This is a genomic window from Alcanivorax sp. DP30 (assembly GCF_009882945.1).
Lineage (GTDB): Bacteria > Pseudomonadota > Gammaproteobacteria > Pseudomonadales > Alcanivoracaceae > Alcanivorax.
The window spans coordinates 162,975-186,305 of sequence record NZ_WTUY01000003.1; the positions used below are offsets into that span (position 1 = coordinate 162,975).

Consider the following 23,331-nt stretch of genomic DNA (forward strand, 5'->3'; position numbering starts at 1 on the left):
CTGCAACACGTGGAGATGCCCTGTTAACCGGGTAGTTTTATGCTCCGCGCTGGCATGCTCTGAAAACAAAAAAACTACACCTGTCAGGGTGCGATTTTTTTGATTGCAGGCAGGCGACTTGCCCTAAACAAGACAAGTGCCAGAGGCACCTCAGTTCCTCGCTCAGGCTCGGATCGCTTGCAGGCAAGCTCCTACAGCCCCGCCTGCCAACAGCGTCAGATGCGTGCTGTAGGAGTTCCCTTCCAGGGGACGAACCTCGCGCAGCGAGGCGACCGTAGGGAGACCATTCTTTAGAGACCTATCGAGCCTGGAAATGCCTGATCGCACTTCGCTCGATTCCGTGCTGCGCACGGTGCCCACCTCAAGAGCCAGTCCTACAGCGGCTTCGTAGAAAAGCCAAAAAGATGGGAACCTTTCGGCCTTTCTTAATCCAATCCAGCGTAGCTTGTAGCTTGTAGCTTGTAGCTTGTAGCTTGTAGCTTGTAGCTGTCAGCCAACCGGCAAGGCATAGGTGCCGGTCACATGGGCCACCATGTCATGGCTGCCTTCGCTGAAAAGCTGCACTTCCAACACCGCTGAACGACGGCCCAGACGCAGGATCACCGCCTCTGCAATCAGATCCTTCTGCGCCGGACGGGACAGGAAGTTGATGTTCAGGTTCTGGGTCACCGCCATTTCCACCCTGCCCAGAGCCCCCAGCACCGCCGCGTACATGGCCGCATCCGCCAGGCCCATCATGGTAGGCCCAGAAATGGTGCCGCCAGGGCGCAAGGTCGAAGGGCGAAACGGACTACGCACCCGGGCACGGTGTTCACCAATGGACTCTACCAGCAGCCCCTCCTCTGATGCCGCCGGCAAGCCATCGTAGATCACCGCCTGAACCTGTTCCGCATTCAACATATCCATTCCTCACAAAAAAGGGCCCAACCGGGCCCTTTGATCAACACTTAGTGACACCGTTTTCGCAAGCGGAAATAGAGCACTCCGAGCAACCCGGTCAGCAGTCCAAGGCTACCGCCCCCACCGCCGCCGCCACCGGTACTGAATCCACTGCCAGAGACAGCACCAGTACCGCCGCCTCCGGTGTCGCCACCGGTAGAACCGTCACCACCGCTGTCACCGCCAGCATTATCGCCAGAGCCCTCGAAACTGGGCGCATCGGACAAATCGCTGCTAACCGCAGTGAATCGATACTGCCCCTGGTACAGGGTGGTGACCAGCAGATCATCGGTTGCAGGGTCGACGATATCCGTTCTCAGCGGCAAGCCCGCCAGGCTACCTTCGCCCGCCGGGGTAAACGTTGCATGACCATCCGCACCCAGCGTCAACAACCACCGCTGTAGGGCCGAGGCTTTAGTGCCCTGATTATCTCCACCACTGAGGTTATAGAGCGCGTAGTAGCCAGCCGAGCCCTGGGTCATTTCTGACCAGGTCGCCGCTTCCAGCATACCTGGCAGAAAATCCTGCGGCTTGCCCTCTGAGTAAGCCAGTCCATTCTTCTCGAACAGAACGGCGCTATCTTCCGGCAGGTTTAGTGCGAACAAGGTCTGATCTGCAGACGCAACCAACGGTGCCTCAATGGAATCCACGGTGTCATCAAGAACCGCATTGGCGTAGGCCACCTCAAAAGTAAACGTAGTTTCGTCTTCGGTGAACGTAAGCAGGCTGAGGTCGTCTTCAGCCTTGACCGCAAGCCCGGCCGTTTCACCCAGTTCTGCCCGGGAATCCCATCCATCTATGATACTGAGGCTGCCTGACTCACTACCCAGATGAACGTAGGTATCAAGGCCGCCACCCGGGCCGACGCCAGTAATGATGCTGAAATCAGGCTGGGACGCCACTTCCAGCTGAAACAGGACCGCATGGCGACTGGGTTGAACCGTACTCAAATCAAAGAAAGAAGAGCCGTATTCGGCAAAATCCAGGGCCGCATCTTCTTCCACTGTAGCGGCATTCAGATCGATGAATGAGACCAATGGATCACTGCGTCCGTATCTGTCATAGGCCACTTCATGCACCACCGCCAGCTGGTCGTCGCTAGTATCCGGATTTGCACCGCCAATCAGCGCCAGCGCATCCGCACGCCAGCGAAGCGGAATCGTGCCCTGCCAGGTATTTGTTACCAGGTTATAGATTCTGACCATGGACTGGCAGGTGGCATTGCCCTGATGCAACACATAAGCGAGTGTCTGATCGTCATTCAGTGCGACATGGCGACCCAAAACCCCTTGCTGCAATTGATATTCCGACAAGGTTGCATCTGCAGCCACAGAGAAGGGCACCTTGCCATCATCGAAGTCCAGACCATCAGCTCGCTGGGACACCCTTGCCTGCAAGGTTCCCGGCGCACTCTCCCTGAACAGGTGGGTACCCGGATTGGCGCCCGAACCCCAGACATGCACCACATCAAAAAGCACATCAGGGGTGCCGGCCTTCTCACGACTGTCAAACTGGAGAGAATAATCGTAATGAATCAGGTCAGAGCCCCAGTCACGCATTGCTTCGGGCTCACAGGCGATCACCTTGTCACGTACCACTGACCAGTTGTCATCTTCCGCCTGATCCAGGAAGTGAAACTCTCGACCGGCAATCCAGCCATCGTAAAGGCCATCCAGTGACCACTTGGAGCCATTGTCCATCAGGATCACGTCACCAGTAGTACCAGCACCCTCCAGAAAGAAAATATTTTCCGGTATTTCCAGTTGCTGGCCGGGTGGAATGTCGAAACGCTCCGACTGAGCAATATTTTCCGCATCAAAAACGATCGGGAAGCTCAATCGCGAGAGGTCACTCTGGTTGGGACTGTAAAGTGCCTGCAGGGGACCCGTACCGTTTGCAGGGTAGGCCACCAGTCGGTTCATTGGCTCCTGGAGAGTCAGGTACGCTTCACCACCCACAGCGGCAAGATCGCTGGTACTGAGCTGGTAGATAGAGTCACCACCATGAAAGGCGGCATAAAGTGTAGAGTCATGGACCAGAATATCGGTAGTCTCAACAAGGTTCCTCTGGATCAGGCCATTGGCGTCACTGAGAAGGCTTCCATCAAAACCACGTTTTTCCACCCTGGACGGATAGGCAACGAAAACACCATCCGACGCAGCATCCACGGCAACAGGAGCCATATCCAGGGCAAAGGAATCCACCGTTTCGGACACAGAGTCGTAAACGTAGAGGTGGGTCTCGGAAATGAGGTAGGCATTGTCACCGGCCCGGACAGAATCGATAAGCTCGGCTTGGGCTCCTGTGCACAACGCCATACCCAGGGCGCATCCTGACGCCCACTTGAATAGGTGGTCCATTACTTCCCCCGTTCCCCGGAATTGTTGTCATTAATACTGATACTTTATTCTGAAGCTGATTCTAGACAATAGAGACCGGGAAAGCCAAGACTGGAGTCACACCCCCTTTATCCCTAGAATCGTGCCTTCCCGAGAATCCTGGTTGTAGAACTCCTATGCGCACTTCCCAATACCTGCTCGCCACTGTCAAAGAAACCCCTGCAGACGCGGTTGTCATTAGCCACCAGCTCATGCTGCGCGCCGGTCTGGTGCGCAAGCTGGCCTCCGGCCTGTACACCTGGCTGCCCACCGGGCTGCGGGTACTGCGCAAGGTGGAGAATGTGATCCGCGAGGAGATGGACCGGGCCGGCGCCCAGGAAGTGCTGATGCCGGTGGTGCAACCCATGGAGCTGTGGGAAGAGTCCGGCCGCGCCCCGGCCTATGGCCCGGAGCTGCTGCGCATTACTGACCGTCACAACAATCCCTTCTGCCTGGGCCCCACCCATGAGGAAGTGATCACTGACATGGTCCGCAACGAAATCCACAGCTACAAGCAGTTGCCGGCCAACTTCTATCAGATCCAGACCAAGTTCCGTGACGAGATCCGTCCGCGCTTTGGCATCATGCGCTCGCGGGAATTCATCATGAAGGATGCCTACTCCTTCCACACGGACATGGATTCCCTGGCTGAGACTTATCAGGTCATGCACAACGCCTACTGCGCCATCTTCGATCGCCTGGGCCTGGACTACCGTCCGGTGGAAGCCGATACCGGTGCCATCGGTGGTGCTGCCAGCCATGAATTCCACGTGCTGGCCGATTCCGGCGAGGACGACATCGCCTTCTCCGACAGCTCCGACTTCGCCGCCAATGTGGAGTTGGCCGAAGCCCTGGCCCCGACCAGCGAGCGGGCGGCACCGGGTGCCGCCATGGAAAAGGTGGATACCCCCAACGCCAAAACCATCGAGGAGCTGGTGGAACAGTTCGATCTGGCCATCGAAAAGACCGTCAAGACCCTGGTGGTGAAAGGTGCTGAGGAAGGCACGCTGGTCGCCCTGCTGGTGCGTGGCGATCACGAACTCAATGATATCAAGGCAGAAAAGCTGGACGCAGTGGCCGCGCCCATGGAATTTGCCAGCGAAGACGAGATTCGCAAGGTTGTCGGTGCCGGCCCCGGCTCCCTGGGCCCCGTCAACCTGCCCATCAAGGTGATCGCTGATCGCAGCGTGGCAGTGATGAGCGACTTCGGCGCCGGCGCCAACGAAGACGGCAAGCATTTCTTCAACATCAACTGGGAGCGCGACGTGGCGCTGCCGGACGTGGCCGACCTGCGCAACGTGGTGGAAGGTGATCCGAGCCCGGACGGCAAGGGTACCCTGACCATCAAGCGCGGTATCGAGGTGGGACACATTTTCCAGCTGGGCACCAAGTACTCCGAAGCCCTGGGCGCCAAGGTGCTGGACGAGAACGGCAAGTCCGTCGTCATGCCCATGGGCTGTTACGGCATCGGCGTCACCCGCGTGGTGGCTGCCGCCATCGAACAGAACCACGACGACCGCGGCATCATGTGGCCGGAAGCCATCGCCCCCTTCCAGGTGGCCCTGGTGCCGGTGAACATCAAGAAGAGTCCCCGTGAACGTGAACTGGCAGAGACGCTCTATGCCGAACTCACTGCCGCTGGCATCGACGTTATTTTTGATGATCGCGAAAAAGAGCGCCTGGGCGTGAAACTGGCCGACAGTGAACTGATCGGCATCCCCCACCGCATCGTCATCGCTGAACGCGGCATGGACAATGGCGTGTTGGAGTACAAGGGACGTGGGGATGCTGAAAATACTGATGTGCCGGTGGACGAGGTGGTGGCGTTCATCAAGAAAAAGCTGGGCGTTAATTAATAGTTAATAATGAATAATTAATAACGTCGCGAACCCGGTTTTTAGGGTTCTCAAAACAAAGAGGCCGCGTCCAAAGCTTGGACGCGGCCTCTTGCGTTTAAGGCGCACAGGCGTTGACTCGCGCCAGCTATTAATTATTCATTATTAACTATTAATTAAAGTTTCACCGTCCTTTTCACCGCCATCACCTGGCTCATGGTGTTGTCGCCATGGGCGGTGAGCTGCCAGAGTGGCAGGCCGCGGCTATCCATTTCCTGGGACTTGGTGATCAGGCCAAGGGCACGCAGGTGGATCTTGAGCTGGTTGAAGGAATGGGCCGCCAGCACCACGTTGCGCACGGCGTGGGCGCGGGGGAAGTCTTTCTGCACATCGGCCAGGGCCTTGCGCACGATGAAATCTTCCAGAGCTTTTTGCATCACCGGCTCCGAAGCCGGATTGAGCATCAGCGGCGCCACACAGGAGAACGCCTGGTCCCAGCTAATCCGGGTGGTGACCATGGCCAACTTGCAGTCGCCGCCTTCATAGACATTGCAGGAATAATCCAGCGCCACCTGATCCGCCCCTCGTGACAGGGTCTTGAGGGGGGGGCGGGACTGGGCAAGAGCCTCTTCCCGTTCCTTCTCCAGCTCCTGGATGCGGGCCTTGAGCCCGGAGGTGTCGGCGCCACCACCGGTCGCGGTCTGATCAGCCCGAACCCAGCCCGCGGCCCGGTGTTCACGCATCAGGTTCGGCAGTACCTTGCGCGCCACTTCGGTGAGACCCGCTTCCGTGCTCCAGCGAAAACATGGCACTTTCTCTTCCAGCAAACGCACAAAGTCGTCTCGACGCACCTGGCCATCACGGGTGGCCTCCTGCTGATCGGCTTTCAGCAAGGTGGGGTTGTCATGAATAAACGCCACCACTGGTTTGCGCTTGGTGGCTGCAAAGATATATTCGCGATGAATCTCACTGAGCCCCATGGGCGAGAGATGACCGTAGCGCCCTCCCACGATCAGGATGAAATAATCACTGGTTTCGATCAGCTTCTGGATCACCGGCAACAGCGTGTTGCCGTCGGCAGCGGCACTGTCCAGACCGGTCGGAATCATGCCGTTCTCGATCATGGGCAACATCATTGCCTGACGCGCCCCCTGCATGTCGGGATACGTGGCGCTGATAAAGACCTGATAGCGTTTCGAAGCTGTCACCCTGATTACCTGTTCCTTTGGCTTTTTACCCTCTGAGGGCATTGGCTGGGTGGCTATTAAAACGCCTGACGGCCAGCATCACAAGAGAGCCCCCAACTGACGCTGCCGGACATGGCAGGCAAAATGGGACAATGGCTTGGATCATGCTAGCCTGAGATCAACAATAAAGGTAGCGGTGAACGGCATTCTTCACCGTATGAACCCTGCGTATTCGCGGCTATAGTAGTGCCCAAATCCGCTCTTGGACTTGCTCACAGGATAGAAAGCCATGAAGACCATTGCCTTTTATAACCTGAAAGGGGGTGTCGGCAAGACCGCTTCGGCAGTAAATATCGCCTGGCACGCAGCGCGCTGGAAGCACCGTACCTTGCTCTGGGATCTGGACCCCCAGGGCGCCGCCAGCTTCTACCTTGGCGTGGATGATGGTGATGGCTACAAGGCAGGCAATGTGCTCAAGGGCAAGCAGCCCATCGGCCGACTCAAGCGGGAGACCCGCTGGACCAATCTGGATGCCATCCCCGCCGACCTGTCCATGCGCAATGCGGATATCAAGCTGACTGAAGGTGGCAGCGCCAAGAACAAGCTGAAGCAACTGATCGCGCCACTGGGTGAAAGCTATGAACTGGTGATTCTCGACTGTCCACCGACCCTCAGCCCAGTGGCAGAAAGCATCTTCGCAGCAGTGGATTATCTGTTCGTGCCGGTGATTCCCACTCATCTTTCCGTGCGCGCCTTTCAGCAGGTGCTGGACTGGATCGAGAGCAAGAACTACAAGAATCTCACCGTGGTGCCGTTCTTCAACATGGTGGACCGCCACCGCGACCTGCACGTGGAAATGCTGGTAAAACGCCCCAAGGTCATGAAAGGCGGCTTGAAGACCTGGATCCCCTACTCCACCCATGTGGAACAGATGGGCGATCACAAGGCCCCGGTAGGCGAATTCGCCCCCTACACCCCCAGCGCCCAGGCGTTTCGGGCCATGTGGTTTGAGATTGCAGGAAAACTGAAGCTCTAATTAATAATGAATAGTTAATAATTAATAACGTCGCGAGACGGGTTTTCGTGTTTTGAAACGCATGAGGCCGCGCCCAATGTTTGGGCGCGGCCTCATTGCTTGGCATTAAGACAGTCGCTGCTCGCGCAGCTATTAATTATTCATTCTTAACTATTAATTGCTCTCCCACGGATCAGCCCGTCCCAAAATCTCCCCCAGGTCCAGCCCCCTCGGCAAGGTCCCATAATTACGGTCGCCGTGCTGACCGAGACGAGAAGCGATAAACGCTTCCGCCACTGCCTGATTCCCCGCCGCCACCAACTGGCTGGCCTGCATGGTCAGCGACAACCGATCGACGATGTCGCGGGCACGGTATTCCGCGTCTTCCATGTCTCTGAATTCCTGTTTGAGCGCGTCGACGGCCTTGTCCAGTCGCACATCGCTACCGCGGGTCTTGTCCAGTTCGGCAAACCAAGTCTCCAGCACCGTGGGTGTCTTGGCCAGTGCGCGCAGCATATCCAGCGCCTGCACATTGCCGGAACCTTCCCAGATCGCATTGATAGGCGCCTCGCGATAGAGCCGCGCCATAATGAAGTCTTCGGTGACACCGTTTCCGCCAAGACATTCCATGGCCTCATAGGCATGGAAGGGACTGCGCTTGCAGATCCAGTACTTGCCCGCCGGCAAGCCCAGCCGCAGCAACAGTTTTTCATGGTCGTTCTTGGGGTCCAGAGTGGACTGGTCCAGCGCCTCCCCCATACGCATGGCAATGGCCAGAGACCCTTCCACTTCCAGCTGCAGGTCCGCCAGCACATTACGCATCAGTGGCTGGTCCAGCAGGGTCTTGCCGAATGCCGCTCGGCCGGAGGCATGGTTTACCGCCTGGGCCACAGCCTGACGCTGGCCCGCCATGGAACCGATCATGCAATCGAACCGGGTCATGGCCACCATCTCGATGATGGCGGGTACCCCACGGCCTTCTTCACCGACCATCCAGCCCAGGGCACCGCGCAGTTCGATTTCGGAGGACGCATTGGACACATTGCCCATCTTGTTCTTGAGGCGCTGCACCTGGATCGGGTTCTTGCTGCCATCCGGACGCCAGCGCGGCACCAGGAAACAGCTCAGACCATTCTCGGTCTGGGCCAGCACCAGAAAGGCATCGCACATGGGCGCGGAGGTGAACCACTTGTGCCCCACCAGCTCGTAGGCCTCGCCGGTGCCTTCGGCGCCAATGGCCCAGGCACGGGTGGTATTGGCACGCACATCGGAGCCACCCTGCTTCTCGGTCATGCCCATGCCGATGGTCAGCGCCTCTTTTTCATAGTGAGGCACATTGCGCGGGTTATAGGCGTTATTGAGGATCTTTGGCAGCCACTCCTTGGCCAGCGACGGCGTGAGGCTGATGGACGGCACCGCCGCAAAAGTCATGGTCAGGGGGCAGCCATGGCCGGCTTCCACTTGGGCCTGCAGATAGCTTTGCGCGGCGCGGGCCACATGGGCTCCCGGCTTCGGGTCCGTCCATGGCGAGGAGTGCATGCCGGACTCCAGGCCCAGCGCCATCAGCCGGTGATAAGACTCGTGATACTTCACGTAATCCACCCGGTAGCCCTGCCGGTCATGGGAGAAGAACTGGGGCTTGTGTTCGTTGGCCAGAAAACCCCATTCAATCACCTCAGCCGTGCCGGTTCTGGCACCGTGCTCGAGCAGTTTAGGCTCTGCCCAACCGGCACCATGACGCTGCACCGCTTCTCGCAGAGCGGTGTCAGTTTCATAGGGGTTATAATTTTCCAGCACCCGGGCCTGGTTGAAGACCTCATGGGTCTGGGCCAACGGATCCGGCTTGAGGCTGTCGTGCTTGGCATTCATTGGTGCTCTCCCGATATCTGGTTACGCCGTCTGATGCAGCGATTGCGTGTTGTCGTATGAGGCGGCCTGCATGTCCACACCGGTGGCACGCAGGCAGAACTGGGTCAGGGATGACGCCAACCCGGTCTTGGGCAGCGGTTCGGACAATGGTCCTACCAGGGCTTCAGCAATGGCGCCTACCATGGCGGCGGCGGTGATGGCGGTATCCTGCGCGGGCAGCTCACCCAGCCGCACCCCTTCCGCCAGAAACTGTTGATATAACTCTGCATAGCGCTGGCGGTAGACCAGACGCTCCGCGTCCACGGCAGGATCCACCGGCTCGGCGATCAGCGACCAGGCCAGGGTCGGCGCCGCCTGGGCGCGGCGGACAAAGGTTTCCAGCACATGCGTCAGGCGCTGGGCAAAACTGCCATGCAGCGTCATCGCATCCGCCACCGCCGCCACTTCGCGCTCCGTGGCCACCCGGAACACCTCCGCCGCCAGCACCGCCTTGTTCTCAAAGTAGCGATACAGGGTCCCCACGCCGACCTGTGCCTCAGCGGCCAGGGTCTGCATGGTCAGGTTGGCAAAGCCACCCTCACGGACCAACTGCTCAGCACAGCGCAACAGATGCTGCCGCTGGGCCGCCTTGCGGGCGCGAACATTATCGGTTTCCCGGTAGGCCATGATCGGAATCCATATTCACCTCTTTAAAGAAGTGAACCATGGTTCCGATTTTCAGGCAAGACCGGTGGTCGGGGCGGAGATGAGTTGAAAGTTCAAAGTTGAAAAGCGCGATGGAGGTGATCGGGCTCTGGCAAGCTGTGCCCGCGCCATGATCAACGATCATCAGCACGGCGTTGGCGTACTTGTATCGCGCAAACGCTGAAGATCGCTTTAGGAACGCCACTTGAAGCAGGGATATGCATGCCTCAATTAGCCGTTAGCTACTGCATTTCAACGAAGCTGCTGTAGGAACGTAGCGTAGCGGAGTAACGCACGGAGTGCGGCCCCGAAGGGGTGAGCGGAGCGAATAACGAGCCTGCTCGCGATCCGAGCCCGAGCGAGGCAAGGATTCCAGAGAGAAGGGTTACGAGTTTTGTGTCTCGAAAATCTTTAACCTCAAAAATGAGCAAGGTGTACAGGCTTTTCAAACCTCGTCACTCAAAACTCGCTTATTTTACCTCGCCGTGGCTCGGATCGCTTGCAGGCAAGCTCCCACAGCAGAACAGGGAAATGGCAAATTGAGCACGCATATCCCCATGAAGCGCGCCCTCTGCATCTCTGGCCGAACACCCTCTCCCGCGCTTTTCAACTTTGCACTTTAAACTTTCAACTGCCCCTCACAGCACGACAGCTACCACCCCAAAACTCGCCATCCCCAACACCATCCCCCACAACGGCACCTTGCCACTGCGCAACAATGCGAAGCCGGCCGCAACCACCATCAGGTCCCAAAACCCGTTCACCGCGGACACAAACACCGGCTGGTACAACGCCGCCAGCAACAGCCCCACTACCGCCGCATTGATACCGGCAACGGCGCCGGCCAGCGCCGGTCGCGAAGAGAGCCATTGCCACCCTTCCAGCAGCCCCAGCACCAGCAGAAAACCGGGCAGGAAAATGCCCAGGGTGGCCATCAGCGCTCCCAGCCAGGGACTGGCCGGCAGCAACACGGCGCCCAGATAGGCGGCCAGGGAAAACATCGGGCCGGGCACCGCCTGAGCGGCGGCATAGCCGGTAAGGAACTTGTCCGGGTTCATTTGCGGTCCCACCAGCTCTTGCAACAATGGCAGCACCACATGGCCACCGCCGAACACCAGAGCACCGGCGGCAAAGAAGTCATTCCACAGCCCCAGCACACGGCCACCGGTAAACACGGCAATCAGTGACAGCAGTGCAAACAGGATCAGGGGCACACGACGTACCACCGGCGCACCGCCCTCTGCCGCTTCCCGATCAGGCCGCAACCGGTGCCAGCCCAGGGCAGCAGCTGCCATCAACGCCACGATCTGCCCATACAGGGACGGCCAGAAGATCAGCAGCATCGCCACCGCCACAGCCAGCCCCCGGGTCAGCGAGGTGGTGCAGAAACGCTTGCTCATGTTCCACACCGCATCGGCCACCACTACCACAGCCAACCATTTCAGCCCGGTAATCGCCCCGCCCTGCAGCCAGTCCGGCAGGCTGCTGGCATAGATACCCAGCAGGGCCATGATCAGGAACGACGGCAGGGTAAAAGCAACAAACGCAGTGAACGCGCCGGCCACCCCACCGCGCACCCGGCCGATAGCAAAGCCCAGCTGACTGGAGGCAGGCCCGGGCAGAAACTGGGTCAGCGCCATCAGCCGGGCAAACTCGGTCTCATCCAGCCATTTCAGTTCGTCCACAAAACGACGATGAAAATAGCCCACATGCGCTGCCGGTCCGCCAAAGCTGACAAGCCCGAGGACCAGAAACTGACGAAAGATATCCTTCATGACTGACTCATAAATCCGCTGCTTTTGACCCGGAACCTAGCACACTTCTCTTTCCGGCGGATGTCAGTGCCACAGGCGACAGGTATACTCGCGCCATGCAATCCGATCCCCACTCCGTCCTCCAGCACGTTTTCGGCTATCACCAGTTCCGTGGTGAGCAACAAGCCATTATCGACACCCTGGTACAAGGCGATGACGCCCTGGTGCTGATGCCCACCGGAGGCGGTAAATCCCTGTGTTACCAAATCCCGGCGCTGGTGCGCGACGGCGTGGGCGTGGTGATCAGTCCCTTGATTGCCCTGATGCAAGATCAGGTGGATGCACTCAAGGCGCTGGGAGTGCGTGCCGCCTTCCTCAATTCCACCCTGGATTTTGAGCAGGTTCGCCAGCTGGAAGATGCGCTACTCAATGGCGAGCTGGACATGCTCTACATTGCCCCGGAACGTTTGATCCAGCCGCGCACCCTCTCGTTGTTGCAGCAGACCACTATTTCCCTGTTTGCCATCGATGAAGCGCACTGTGTGTCTCAATGGGGTCATGATTTCCGCAACGATTACCTGCAGCTGTCATTGCTGCACCGGGAATTCCCCAAGGTGCCTCGCATTGCTCTCACGGCGACTGCGGATCAACGCACCCGTACTGAGATTGCCGAACGGCTGGACCTGACCCAGGCCCGCCATTTCGTCTCCAGCTTCGACCGGCCCAATATTCAGTACCGCATCGAACGCAAGGACGGCGCCCGAAATCAATTACTGCGTTTTATCCGCAGTGAACACGCCGGAGACGCCGGCATCGTTTATTGTCTGTCCCGTAACAAGGTGGAGACCACCGCTGAATGGCTTTGCCAGCAAGGCATCAACGCCCTGCCCTACCACGCCGGCCTGGCCGCCAATGTGCGCGAGAAACACCAGCAGCGCTTCCTGCGTGAAGACAGCATCGTCATGGTGGCCACCATCGCCTTCGGCATGGGCATCGATAAACCGGATGTGCGCTTCGTCGCCCATCTGGACCTACCCAAAAGCATTGAATCCTATTACCAGGAAACCGGTCGCGCCGGTCGTGACGGCGAGCCCGCCACCGCCTGGATGGCCTATGGCCTGGAAGACGCCATCAAGCTCAAGCAGATGCTGGCCCAGAGCAGTGGCAGCGAACAGCACAAGCGCAATGAAAACCAGCGCCTGGAAGCCATGCTGGGCCTGTGCGAAGTGACCCACTGCCGTCGTCAGGCCTTGCTGCACTATTTTGATGAAACCCTGGAAAATCCCTGTGGCAACTGTGATACCTGCCTGAATCCACCAGAAACCTTCGATGCCAGCGTGGCCGCCCAGAAAGCCCTGAGCTGCGTGTACCGCACCGGCCAACGCTATGGCGCAGGCCACCTCATCGATGTGCTGATCGGCAACCGCAGCGACAAGATTGCCAGTGCCGGCCACGATCACGTGTCTACCTGGAACATCGGCAGCGAGTTCAGTGCCACCCAATGGAAGAGCATCTACCGGCAACTGGTGGCCCGCGGCCTGCTCAGCGTGGACATGAACGGCTACGGCGCGCTCAAGCTGACGGAAACCTGCCGCCCCTACCTGCGGGGCGAGCAGCCCCTGCACCTGCGCAAGGAACTGGCCAAGGCAAAGAAAGCCACCACCCGCAAAAGCCAGGCCCACATTGCCGACGCAGACCGTACCCTGTGGGAATCCCTGCGCGCCTGCCGCAAGCGGCTGGCTGACGAAGAAGGCGTCCCGCCCTATGTGGTGTTCCATGATGCCACTCTGATGGACATGCTCGCCATCCGCCCGCGCAACCGTCGGGAAATGGCCGCCGTCAGCGGGGTGGGTGATCGCAAACTGGAACGTTATGGCGACGACTTCCTGGCCATTCTCAATGGTGCGGGTGACAGCGAGAACCTGGTCGAATCCCCCGGCCCGGACCGCAATGACATTCTCGCCCTGGCCCAGGCCAACATGGCCCCGGGCGATATTGCACGCCAACAGAACCTTAACGAGCAAACGGTCTATCGCGAACTGAGCCAGCTTATCGTCTCCGGCCAGCTGGGCCTGGAGCAGGCCCTGGGGCTCAGCGACGTGGAGATCGGCATCATCCAGGACGCCCTGCTCAGCCAGCCCAACCTGGCAGAGGATTCCTTCAGCTACCGCCAGATCCGGGAAGACCTGGCCGACGACTGGCCCACCGGCGTGCTGCACTGTGTCCGCCAGGCCATTCTCGCGCAGAGCTGAACTTCCCCGGAGCCATAGGAGCCTTCTCTGCCCTTCAGAGTAGGCTTGCAGGCGATCCAGGCCTTGGAGAGGGATGTGTCAGGAGATGCGAGTTTCGAAAGGCAAAACCTCAAACCCTGGACTGGGCATCGTCTTTTTGAGTTTCGAAACTCGTCACTCGTCACTGGAATCCATACCTCGCTCAGGCTCGGATCGCTTGCAGGCAAGTTATTCGCTGCGCTCACCCTGCGGGCCTGCCAGCGGCTGTTACCTCCGTTGCACTCCGGTTCCCACAGCCAGAAATGCAGTTACATGCACTGCACATCAGAAAGGCAACTCACACTCTGTAAGAAAAAGCTTACAACGCTGCAACAGTATCCTCACCTTTGCCTCTCTAGAGTGAGGATATGAGTTCAATGACCTAGCCATATTGATAGGGGGCAAACATGGAAAACCAAGAAGTGCTGGATCTGGAATGGATGCCGAACCACCTGGATTCCCTGTTCGAAGATGCCCACGCAGACACCGCCGGGCAGTGGGAATACGTCTCAAACCAGTTGCAGGACAGCAAAGCGGCCTGAACCGCCGGTCTAAACCCGCCAAATACCCCTCGTGCCTCAGGACCGAATCAGTTAGGCTTGCCGCCCATTTCGCACTGATTTAACCCCCTGATGCACTTTTCCGAACTCGGGCTTTGTGAAGCCCTGCAAAACGCCGTTGCCGACAAGGGCTACTCCACGCCGTCTCCGATTCAGGCCCAGGCGATTCCTGCCGTGCTGGATGGCAAGGATGTGATGGCCGCCGCCCAGACGGGCACCGGCAAGACCGCCGGTTTTACTCTTCCCCTGCTGGAGCGCCTGCGCACCGGCAAACCCGCAAGCAACAATCAGGTACGTGCCCTGGTGTTGGCCCCCACACGGGAGCTCGCGGCTCAGGTAGGCGAGAGCGTTGCCACCTACGGCAAGCATCTGCCCCTGAAATCCGCCGTGGTGTTCGGCGGGGTCAAGATCAATCCACAGATGCAGCGACTGCGTGGCGGTGTTGATATTCTGGTAGCCTGCCCCGGCCGCCTGCTGGACCTGTACCAGCAGAACGCGGTGAAGTTCGACAGGCTGGAAGTGCTCGTTCTGGATGAAGCCGACCGCATGCTGGACATGGGCTTTATCCACGATATCCGCAAGATCCTCAGCAAACTGCCACCCAAACGGCAGAACCTGATGTTCTCCGCCACCTTCTCTCCGGAAATCCGGGCCTTGGCCAAAGGCCTGGTAAATGACCCGGTGGAGATTGATGTGAGCCCGCGCAACACCACTACCGAGCTGGTTTCCCAGTGGTTGGCGCCGGTGGACAAGAAGCGCAAGCCAGCGCTGCTGACCCACCTGATCCATGACCACAACTGGCACCAGGTACTGGTGTTCAGCCGCACCAAGCACGGCGCCAACAAGCTGGCCAAACAGTTGGAAGGAAGCGGCATCGAGGCGGCTGCCATTCACGGCAACAAGAGCCAGAATGCCCGCACCAAGGCCCTGGCGGACTTCAAGAGTGGCAAGATCCGCGCCCTGGTGGCCACAGACATCGCCGCCCGCGGGCTCGATATCGAACAGCTGCCGCAGGTAGTGAACGTGGATCTGCCCAACGTACCGGAAGACTACGTACATCGTATCGGCCGCACCGGCCGTGCCGGCGCCACTGGCCAGGCCGTCTCTCTGGTCAGCGCGGATGAATTCCCCCAGCTCACCGATATTGAGCGGCTCACCCAGCAGCATCTGGAGCGCCGTATCGTAGCCGGCTTCGAACCGGGTGAACCGCTGCCCCAGGCTCGTCCGCTGCAAGCCCCAAAGAACAAGCGCCCCAAGAAGCCAAAGAAACCCGGCCAGAATCAGGGCCAGGCTCGCAGTCAGGCTGGCCAGAAAGACACCAGGCCTTCCGGTAATCGCCCTCCCCGTGCAGCCAGCGGCAACAAGCCCGCCGGTGGCAATGGCCAGCAGCGCCGCCGTCGTCGCCCCAGTGGTAATCGCCCCCAGGCGAAGACAGGGTCGTAACGACTGCCACCGGTCATCCGCCCGGCATATACCTGATCGCCTCCCACAGCAGGCAATCAGGCACAAAAAAGGCGCCTCACGGCGCCTTTTTTTCGCTTATTGTCTGCAGTCTGAAGCGTGCGGTGCATCCTATCGCTTCATCAACAACGTGGCGTAATGCCCCATGTAGCCTTTCAGCTCGTCGTTGTTCAGGTCTCTCAGCACCTTGTTGTTCACCGAGTGCACTGCCTTGCGGCTGCCATCCACCCCCACGTTCAGGGCTTTCTGGGTCACGAATCCGATCTTCACTTCCTTGGTATTCACCAGAAACACTTCATCAATGATCTTGTCTGCCATCTCACCCATGACGCGGGTGACCAGCGCCACATCCTCGGTGCCACGGCCTTCTTCACACAGAGAGCAGGCCTTGCTGAAATCCGCGGCAAAGCTGTCATCCACCGGGAAGGAAATATACGGATGATTGTTGTTATCCTCACCGGCCTGCCAGTACATCTGCTTCACATTCTCCACCACCGGCGCAAACTCAGCGTTGGAGACTTTCTTGAAGATCTGGCGAGTCAGCATGCTGGACGCCTTGCCCGCGGTGGACACGGCAAAATCGATCACCTTCTTCTGGCCACTGGACAGGTTGGCCATGTTGGCGGGCTCGACCAGGAACAGGCTGATTACCCGGTCGGTGAGATGATCAGCCATGTGTATGAACTTCTCGGCGCTATCCTTGCGGCCGTGCTCAACAGCGTGAAGAAAATCTTCGGTGCTGTTCACCAGCGCCGGGTTTGCGGGAATCGCCACCACGTTCTGCATGTATGTAATCCTTGCCTGTCGATATCTTTCCGGGATAACCCCGTTAAACCGTCAATATTACGGCTCAGTCAGGGACAGGGAAACCGCCGCAGGGCCCGAATTACAAAGCGCATACGTCAATACCGCAGAGAAAGTACAACACCGCCGCCAGACTCAAGGATTGACCCGCGGCTGAATATCCACCGGCGGCGTGGTCAACATGGTCCCATCCATGGCACAGTCTGGCCCCAACGCCACCGACGAGAAAGTGGCAGCAGCGTTGTGGTTGGTCCATTCCAGAGTGACTGGCCCCGGACCACATACGCCTCCCAGCAACGGAACCCGCACCTTCACCTGCATATCCTTCACGGTGAGCTGGCCAGGATGATCCACCTGCCCCTGCCAGGGCAGGCCCAGAGCCTTGATGCTTTTACAAAGCGGATTGAAACCACCGAAATAGACAGCGGTCACCGTGATCTCTCCATGGGTATCCACTTCTCCATCGAAGGTGGTCTTACAGCTGACCGGGATGCTCCCTTTTTTCATGGCGAGTTCGCCGCTGGCGGAAAAGCCGCCCGCAGGCCTCACACTTACTGGGGTTGAGGCAGTTCCCGCAGCGGCGTTCAGCAGCAGCGTGGCAGCAATGACAGTCCTTATCATTATTCTTGTCCATCCATAAATTGCACAGTGATGGTGGCATGGACAGGCCATCGTGCCAAGGTGGCAAGCCCGGAATCCCAAAAGAGGTCACAAGCGAGGGAGGTGGGAGGGAATAACAGACAAATCGCGCCGACCCGGCAGGCCGGCGCTGAAGCTAAAGCCGAACAGGGTCAGACCAGACGGGATCCGATGGCATAGAGGATACCGAGAATCACTGCCCACTTGGCCACCACGTAGAAGGTCTTGTTGCGGCGTTTCACAGACTTGAGAAAGTGTTTGTAGGCCAGCACGCCCTTGCCCAGCTTGTTCCCCACCCCGGTATGATCCGGGTTCAGGTTGTCGATGAAGAACAATCGGTTGAAGAACCAGCCAAAGGACCAGTAGATTTTCTCCACGAATTTCAGCTTCATGGGACGATCCACATCGGTCATCAGGATGATGCGCGGCGTGTCGGTGTTATTCCAGGCGGAATGGATGTAGGTCTCGTCGAACACCACGCTCTCACCATCACGCCAGATGTAGTCTTCCTCGTTGATGGTCAGCCCGCATTTCTCATCGTTGGGGGTGCTCAGGCCCAGGGAATAGCGCACGGTGTAGGCAAACGGATCATGGTGACGGTTGAGTTTCTTGCCCGGCATCAACACGGCAAACAGAGCGATATTCATGGTCGGCATCTGGTCCAGCAGCGCCATGGTCTTGGGCGCCAGCTCATAGGCGGACGGCAGTTTGTTGTCGTACACCTTCAGATAGAAGCTGGTCCATCTGCCGTCCTTGTAAAAACTGCTGGCAGGTAGATCATCCTTGGCGGTGATATTGCCCCCTTGATAAAGCGCCAGGGCCTCATCGCGGATAGTTTCCCAATTGTCTTCCAGCAGCTGCAGCTCCGGCAGGCAGGACTTGTCGATCTGCGGGGTGGTGGGAATCTTCGACAATAGATACGCCGGAATATTGAACGGCACCATAAAGGTGGAAAAATCCGTCAGTTGGCGCTTGAGCCCGAACGGCTTCGCATTGCGGATCCGGATAAAGACAATGCACCCCACGTAGATCAGCAAGGCACTGATAATCACAGCCATGGTTAACCTCTCGACATACTGCGGCACAGGGCCGCTCTGAATACTGGCGGGCATTCTAAAGCAAAATGAGGCCCGAATCCGGCACTATATCCACCAGGATAGGCCACTGAACGGCCAGATATGCCCATCCTGCACTGCTGTCAGGCAACGAACCGGGTTACAGTGATGCGACACAAACCGGCTTGAGCCAGACGCCGCCCCGGTTAGGCTTGTGCCCCTAATTAACCCGTTGAATGGAGTTGTTCATGCTCAAAGGCCTGCTCATCCTCGGCACCGCTGCCGCCCTCACCGCCTGCGTCACCCCCGCTGCTCCCATCAAGGTGGCCGGCGGCAACCAGTCGGAAGGTACCGTAGTCATGTCCGTGGACTACAACATCATGCAGAACCCGCAAACCAACTGGCAGGAAGGCCTGCAGAAAGCCAGCGCCCAGTGCATGCAATGGGGCTACACCGCTGCCATCCCCAGTGGCAAACCCAGTCAGACCTGTAGCACAAAAACCGAGAGCGGAGATTGCCTGGGCTGGACCGTCAGCAGCACCTTCCAGTGCACCGGTGGGGCTTAACAGCAGTAAGTCGGACGACAGACGACGATGATCGCCCCGTAGGGCGGAAATGCCGGCAAGGCATCTCCGCCTTTTTTACTCCCCACAAAAAACACGCCCCCAAACCATCACCGCTTCCTCCCTGCCAAAACACTTCCACACCCTGAAAACACGTTCATACCCAATTTGGGGGATGTGTGGCCCCTTGGCGTTCTCCTACCCTGTCATCACTGGGAAAACATCGTTACCGGGGCTCCGTTTGGGGAAGACCATGCCGGCGATGTTGTGAGCTGTAAACCGGGGAAACTGTCATGAACACATCCAAAACGGCTACGAGCCGCGTAATCCATCACCTACTCACCGGTCTGGTGAGTTTACCGTCCATCCATCGAAGTCCCATATTCGCAGCACTGCTGGGGATGGCAGGGCTCATTGGCAGCATGCCAGCCCTGGCGGCACCGGGGGATCTGGATACCAGCTTTGGGGAAGGCGGTATTTCGTTGAGTCAGGTTGGGCCCCAACTATTTGACGGCTCTGAGTTTTTTAACGCCATCATCCAGGACATTAATGGCAATATTGTTGCCGTCGGGCACAGCTCAAACGGCAACGCTGACGATTTCAGCATCGCCCGATATACCAGTGAGGGACAAGCGGACGTCACATTTGGCGATAACGGGATTGTCCTTACCGACCTTAGCGGCTCACTAGACCAAGCTTATTCCGTTATCGAAGACAGCAGTGGCAAGCTGGTAGTTGCTGGTGTTAGCCATAACGGAAGTGATACCGACTTCGCTCTCGCCCGGTATACCAGTGAAGGACAACTGGATACCTCTTTCGGCGACAACGGGATTGTCATTACCGACCTCAGCGGCTCATCAGACCAGGCCTACTCCGTTATCGAAGACGGGAATGGCAAGCTGGTGGTTGCTGGCCATAGCCATAACGGAAGCGATTATGATTTTTCTCTCGCCCGTTATACCAGTGATGGGCAACTGGATACCTCCTTCGGTAACAACGGCATCGTCATCACCGACCTCAATGCCGCCTCGAGAGATACCGCCCGATCGCTGATCAAAGATGATAGCGGCAACCTTATCGTCGCAGGATCAAGCCGAAGCGACACCAGCAGTGACTTTGACTTTGCCCTCGTACGCTATACCAATACGGGTCAACTGGACTCCTCCTTTGGTGACAACGGCATCGTCATCACCGACCTCAATGCCACCTCGAGCGATATCGCCCAATCACTGATCACAGACGATAGCGGCAAACTTATCGCCGCAGGATCTAGCCGTAGCGGCACCAACAGTGCCTTTGCCCTTGTACGCTATACCGCTACAGGTCAACTGGATACTGGTTTCGGCACCAACGGCAAGACACTTACAGATATTGGAGGTTCAGGAGGAGGGAGTTCCGTTATACAGAACGGCAATGGAGATCTTGTTGTTGCTGGTTCGAGCAATAATGACTTTGCTCTCGCCCGCTACACCAGTGAGGGGCAGCTGGATGCTTCTTTCGGCGACAATGGCATGGCTATCACAGACATCAGCACTCAGGACAGCGCCAGATCGGCAATGGAAGATGCCAACGGAAACCTGGTTCTGGCCGGATTTAGCCGAAACAGCAGCAACCTCGACTTTACCCTTGCCAGCTTTACCAGTGAAGGCCAACTGAATACCAGCTTTGGCGACAATGGCATTGTGATCACAAGCCAGAAGTTCAGTAAAGACCAGGCCCGATCGATCATCACCGACAGCAGCGGCAAATTGATTGTTGCAGGTCATAGCTACACTGTAACCGGTACTGACTTTGCGCTGGCTCGCTATCTCAGTAATGGCGAACCGGATACCAGCTTTGGCTCCGAAGGCGCAGTCATCACCGACATTAGTGCCAATAGCGATTATGCCAAATCGGTCATTGAAGACAGCAACGGCAATCTGGTGGTTGCTGGTTATAGCCATAACGGAAGCGCATATGACTTTGCTCTCGTCCGCTATACCAGCAATGGAGAACTGGATACCTCATTCGGTGATGGCGGCCTGGTGGTTACCGACATCGGCTCAAACAACGACTATGCCCACGAAGTGATTGAGGATAACAACGGCAACCTGGTCGTTGTGGGTTACACCAATAACAAGCGCTTTGACAGCAACAATTATGACTTTGTCATTGCGCGTTATACACCAGCCGGCGAATTGGACACTACATTTGGCGAAGCCGGCATCACCGTTATGGGGCTTACCGGCAATGATTATGCGCACTCTGTTATCGAAGACAGTAACGGCAACCTTGTTATCGGCGGAAGGTCCAGATCGACCTACGATAGTTATCTGTCACTGGCACGCTTTACCAGTAACGGGATTGCAGACACGTCATTTGGTGGCAGCGGTGCCGTCACCACCCGCGTTCAGTCAAACACTGCTCACGTCTACGCACTGATTGAAGATCACGAGGGCAACCTGGTTGTTACAGGTAAAATTGACGAAGACTTCCTGCTTGCCCGGTATACCGGCGCAGGGACACCAGACACCTCATTTGGAACCCAAGGAATTATCAGCATCGACGCTGGTTTGGGTGATACCGCGTGGTCTGTCATTGAGGATCTCAGAGGCAACCTTGTCGTGGCGGGGTATCGTGAAAGTGCCGCCCAGTACGAGCCCGTCCTCTTGAGATATACTCATGCTGGCGCACCGGACGGCGACTTCGGGGTTGATGGCATTGTCACGCTTGACGCCCCGAAGGATGCCATGGCTTACGATGTTGTGCAGAATGCCGAAGGGCACTATGTGATTGCCGGTCACAGTCGCACCCCATCCCATTTCATGCTCGCTCGTGTCTTTAGCGGCCAGGAAGACTCCGACGAGGACGGAATCAGGGACGATGAGGACAACTGCCCATTAATCATCAACCCGGACCAGCTGGACACCCCGGACGGCGATGGCATCGGCAACGCCTGTGACCCGGACAGGGATGATGACGGCATCGACAACGATACCGAGATCGCCAATGGCACCGCCCCCGACAACGCCGACTCCGATGGTGACGGCAGTGACGATAATCTGGATGCTTTCCCCAATGACCCCACGGAAACCACCGATAGCGATGGCGACAACGTGGGCGATAATACAGATGCCTTCGCGGACAATCCCAATGCCTCCGCGGACACCGACGGCGACGGTTTCCCGGAAGACTGCAGTAACGACTGTGGCGGCCTGACACCGGACCCGTCCCCCAATGATGCGGATAACGATGGTCTGGTCGATAGCGAAGACAAAGTGGACGGTGACAACAATCCACCGGAAGTCACCGCACCGGCAGATATCGAGCTTGTGGCCAGCGGTGATCTGACAACAGTGGATCTGGGGACAGCCTCAGCCTATGACTTTGTCGATGGCAATATAGCCACCGTGACGCCGGATACGGCAGACGAACAGACCAGCGTGGAACTGCCTCCCGGCCGCCACATCATCACCTGGAGCGCCTCGGACGAGGCCGGTAACACCGGCACCAACACCCAGGTCGTCGACATTTCCCCGCTGGCGCGCTTCAGCAGCACAGGCCAGACCGTGGGCGACGGCAGCCCGGTGATCCTGACCGTGGAACTGAATGGGGATGCCGTGAGTTATCCGGTGAGAATTCCGGTAGCGATCGACGTGACCTCCACTGCCACCGGCGATGACCACGATGCGGCCGAGGCTATCATCGAGATCCTGGAGGATGCCGACCCGGCCAACACTGGCACCTACGAGTTTGTAGCCACGGATGACGGCCTCACCGGTGAAGCGGACGAAACCGTGATCTTCAACCTGGTTGAGGAGAACAGCCTTGATGTGCTGGAAAATGCCGCTCTCGATGACAACGCCAAACAGCACACGGTCACCATCACCGAGCTGAACGTGGCGCCGCTGATCAGCACCGTGACGCTGAACTACGGTACCAGCGAGACCGTGCTCACCGGCAGCGAGCTCGAGGCACACACGGTGATCCGCAAGGATCAGGACATCACCCTGACCGCCGGCCTCACTGATGCGAACCCGGAAGACAGCCACACCTACAGCTGGATGATCAACGGCGAGCTGCAAGCTGCCACGGGGGGCACCCTGATGCTCAACCCCATGGATTACGAGCCCGGTGAGTACAGCCTCAGCGTACAGGCAGTGGATGATGCCAATCCGCCGGAGTACAGCAACACTCTGGAGGCCACGCTGACCCTGAAGAACCCGGCCCCGACACCCGCCCCTGTCAGCGGCAGTTCCGGCGGCGGTGGTGCACTGCACTGGCTGTGGCTGCTTGCCGGTTTCCTACTTGCGCCACGGTTGCGAAGCCAAGACTAAAC

16 protein-coding genes are annotated in these 23,331 nt (G+C 58.2%); 7 read left to right on the top strand and 9 right to left on the bottom strand.

Going from position 1 to position 23,331, the window contains the following annotated elements:
* Positions 1-489: 489 nt before the first annotated feature.
* Positions 490-900, bottom strand: coding sequence for a PaaI family thioesterase (locus GQF00_RS05240; RefSeq protein WP_161318110.1), 411 nt, complete (start codon positions 898-900; stop codon positions 490-492).
* Positions 901-947: 47 nt separating this feature from the next.
* Complete coding sequence (locus GQF00_RS05245; RefSeq protein ID WP_161318111.1) at positions 948-3,299, bottom strand: hypothetical protein; 2,352 nt, start codon at positions 3,297-3,299, stop codon at positions 948-950.
* 155 nt (positions 3,300-3,454) lie between these two features.
* Here GQF00_RS05245 and GQF00_RS05250 point away from each other — a divergent pair, with 155 nt between their 5' ends.
* Positions 3,455-5,173 carry a proline--tRNA ligase gene (locus GQF00_RS05250; protein WP_161318112.1) on the top strand — a complete coding sequence of 573 codons (1,719 nt, stop codon included), beginning with the start codon at positions 3,455-3,457 and terminating at the stop codon, positions 5,171-5,173.
* A 155-nt stretch (positions 5,174-5,328) separates the two neighbouring features.
* On the opposite strand, the gene GQF00_RS05255 is transcribed toward GQF00_RS05250, so the two are convergent.
* Entirely contained in the window at positions 5,329-6,360 is a 1,032-nt protein-coding gene (locus tag GQF00_RS05255; RefSeq protein ID WP_370519464.1) for a DUF4062 domain-containing protein, read from the bottom strand.
* 268 nt (positions 6,361-6,628) lie between these two features.
* Between GQF00_RS05255 and GQF00_RS05260 the strand changes: the two genes are divergently transcribed.
* On the top strand, positions 6,629-7,375 hold the full coding sequence (locus GQF00_RS05260) for a ParA family protein (RefSeq protein ID WP_161318113.1): 747 nt from the start codon (positions 6,629-6,631) through the stop codon (positions 7,373-7,375).
* A 153-nt stretch (positions 7,376-7,528) separates the two neighbouring features.
* Here the strand turns inward: GQF00_RS05260 and GQF00_RS05265 are convergent, their stop codons facing one another.
* The 3 genes from GQF00_RS05265 to chrA form a co-directional block, all read right to left on the bottom strand.
* On the bottom strand, positions 7,529-9,223 hold the full coding sequence (locus tag GQF00_RS05265; RefSeq protein WP_161318114.1) for an acyl-CoA dehydrogenase family protein: 1,695 nt from the start codon (positions 9,221-9,223) through the stop codon (positions 7,529-7,531).
* A 21-nt stretch (positions 9,224-9,244) separates the two neighbouring features.
* On the bottom strand, positions 9,245-9,889 hold the full coding sequence (locus GQF00_RS05270) for a TetR/AcrR family transcriptional regulator (RefSeq protein ID WP_161318115.1): 645 nt from the start codon (positions 9,887-9,889) through the stop codon (positions 9,245-9,247).
* A gap of 656 nt (positions 9,890-10,545) precedes the next feature.
* Positions 10,546-11,682 (bottom strand): chromate efflux transporter, encoded by a 1,137-nt coding sequence (gene chrA, locus GQF00_RS05275; RefSeq protein WP_161318116.1) that lies wholly within the window; start codon positions 11,680-11,682, stop codon positions 10,546-10,548.
* Positions 11,683-11,777: 95 nt separating this feature from the next.
* Between chrA and recQ the strand changes: the two genes are divergently transcribed.
* From recQ to GQF00_RS05285, 3 genes are all read left to right on the top strand, one after another.
* Positions 11,778-13,913: a DNA helicase RecQ gene (gene recQ / locus GQF00_RS05280; protein ID WP_161318117.1), complete on the top strand. Its 2,136-nt coding sequence runs from the start codon at positions 11,778-11,780 to the stop codon at positions 13,911-13,913.
* 425 nt (positions 13,914-14,338) lie between these two features.
* On the top strand, positions 14,339-14,473 hold the full coding sequence (locus GQF00_RS16730; RefSeq protein WP_255461741.1) for a hypothetical protein: 135 nt from the start codon (positions 14,339-14,341) through the stop codon (positions 14,471-14,473).
* Positions 14,474-14,563: 90 nt separating this feature from the next.
* The gene (locus GQF00_RS05285) at positions 14,564-15,934 is read left to right on the top strand and encodes a DEAD/DEAH box helicase (protein ID WP_161318118.1); all 1,371 of its coding nucleotides are present in this window, start codon (positions 14,564-14,566) and stop codon (positions 15,932-15,934) included.
* 129 nt (positions 15,935-16,063) lie between these two features.
* On the opposite strand, the gene GQF00_RS05290 is transcribed toward GQF00_RS05285, so the two are convergent.
* The 3 genes from GQF00_RS05290 to GQF00_RS05300 all read right to left on the bottom strand — a co-directional run bounded on the left by GQF00_RS05290 (position 16,064) and on the right by GQF00_RS05300 (position 18,453).
* Positions 16,064-16,738, bottom strand: a complete 675-nt coding sequence (locus GQF00_RS05290; RefSeq protein ID WP_161318119.1) for a hypothetical protein — start codon at positions 16,736-16,738, stop codon at positions 16,064-16,066.
* A gap of 153 nt (positions 16,739-16,891) precedes the next feature.
* Positions 16,892-17,263 carry an activator protein gene (locus GQF00_RS05295; protein WP_237440408.1) on the bottom strand — a complete coding sequence of 124 codons (372 nt, stop codon included), beginning with the start codon at positions 17,261-17,263 and terminating at the stop codon, positions 16,892-16,894.
* 284 nt (positions 17,264-17,547) lie between these two features.
* A complete protein-coding gene (locus GQF00_RS05300; protein ID WP_161318121.1) occupies positions 17,548-18,453 on the bottom strand; it encodes an aspartyl/asparaginyl beta-hydroxylase domain-containing protein in 906 nt (301 codons plus the stop codon).
* Between the two features lie 245 nt (positions 18,454-18,698).
* Between GQF00_RS05300 and yecR the strand changes: the two genes are divergently transcribed.
* Both yecR and GQF00_RS05310 read left to right on the top strand, forming a co-directional pair.
* The gene (yecR, locus tag GQF00_RS05305) at positions 18,699-19,016 is read left to right on the top strand and encodes a YecR family lipoprotein (protein WP_161318122.1); all 318 of its coding nucleotides are present in this window, start codon (positions 18,699-18,701) and stop codon (positions 19,014-19,016) included.
* 290 nt (positions 19,017-19,306) lie between these two features.
* Entirely contained in the window at positions 19,307-23,329 is a 4,023-nt protein-coding gene (locus GQF00_RS05310; protein WP_161318123.1) for a hypothetical protein, read from the top strand.
* Positions 23,330-23,331 lie beyond the last annotated feature (2 nt).

Excerpts from the sequence above, each read along its gene's own strand:
- GQF00_RS05240 (WP_161318110.1), bottom strand. The coding sequence starts at position 900 with ATGTTGAATGCGGAACAGGTTCAGGCGGTGATCTACGATGGCTTGCCG.
- GQF00_RS05245 (WP_161318111.1), bottom strand. The coding sequence starts at position 3,299 with ATGGACCACCTATTCAAGTGGGCGTCAGGATGCGCCCTGGGTATGGCG.
- GQF00_RS05250 (WP_161318112.1), top strand. The coding sequence starts at position 3,455 with ATGCGCACTTCCCAATACCTGCTCGCCACTGTCAAAGAAACCCCTGCA.
- GQF00_RS05260 (WP_161318113.1), top strand. The coding sequence starts at position 6,629 with ATGAAGACCATTGCCTTTTATAACCTGAAAGGGGGTGTCGGCAAGACC.
- GQF00_RS05265 (WP_161318114.1), bottom strand. The coding sequence starts at position 9,223 with ATGAATGCCAAGCACGACAGCCTCAAGCCGGATCCGTTGGCCCAGACC.
- GQF00_RS05270 (WP_161318115.1), bottom strand. The coding sequence starts at position 9,889 with ATGGCCTACCGGGAAACCGATAATGTTCGCGCCCGCAAGGCGGCCCAG.
- chrA (WP_161318116.1), bottom strand. The coding sequence starts at position 11,682 with ATGAAGGATATCTTTCGTCAGTTTCTGGTCCTCGGGCTTGTCAGCTTT.
- recQ (WP_161318117.1), top strand. The coding sequence starts at position 11,778 with ATGCAATCCGATCCCCACTCCGTCCTCCAGCACGTTTTCGGCTATCAC.
- GQF00_RS16730 (WP_255461741.1), top strand. The coding sequence starts at position 14,339 with ATGGAAAACCAAGAAGTGCTGGATCTGGAATGGATGCCGAACCACCTG.
- GQF00_RS05285 (WP_161318118.1), top strand. The coding sequence starts at position 14,564 with ATGCACTTTTCCGAACTCGGGCTTTGTGAAGCCCTGCAAAACGCCGTT.
- GQF00_RS05290 (WP_161318119.1), bottom strand. The coding sequence starts at position 16,738 with ATGCAGAACGTGGTGGCGATTCCCGCAAACCCGGCGCTGGTGAACAGC.
- GQF00_RS05295 (WP_237440408.1), bottom strand. The coding sequence starts at position 17,263 with ATGAAAAAAGGGAGCATCCCGGTCAGCTGTAAGACCACCTTCGATGGA.
- GQF00_RS05300 (WP_161318121.1), bottom strand. The coding sequence starts at position 18,453 with ATGGCTGTGATTATCAGTGCCTTGCTGATCTACGTGGGGTGCATTGTC.
- yecR (WP_161318122.1), top strand. The coding sequence starts at position 18,699 with ATGCTCAAAGGCCTGCTCATCCTCGGCACCGCTGCCGCCCTCACCGCC.
- GQF00_RS05310 (WP_161318123.1), top strand. The coding sequence starts at position 19,307 with ATGAACACATCCAAAACGGCTACGAGCCGCGTAATCCATCACCTACTC.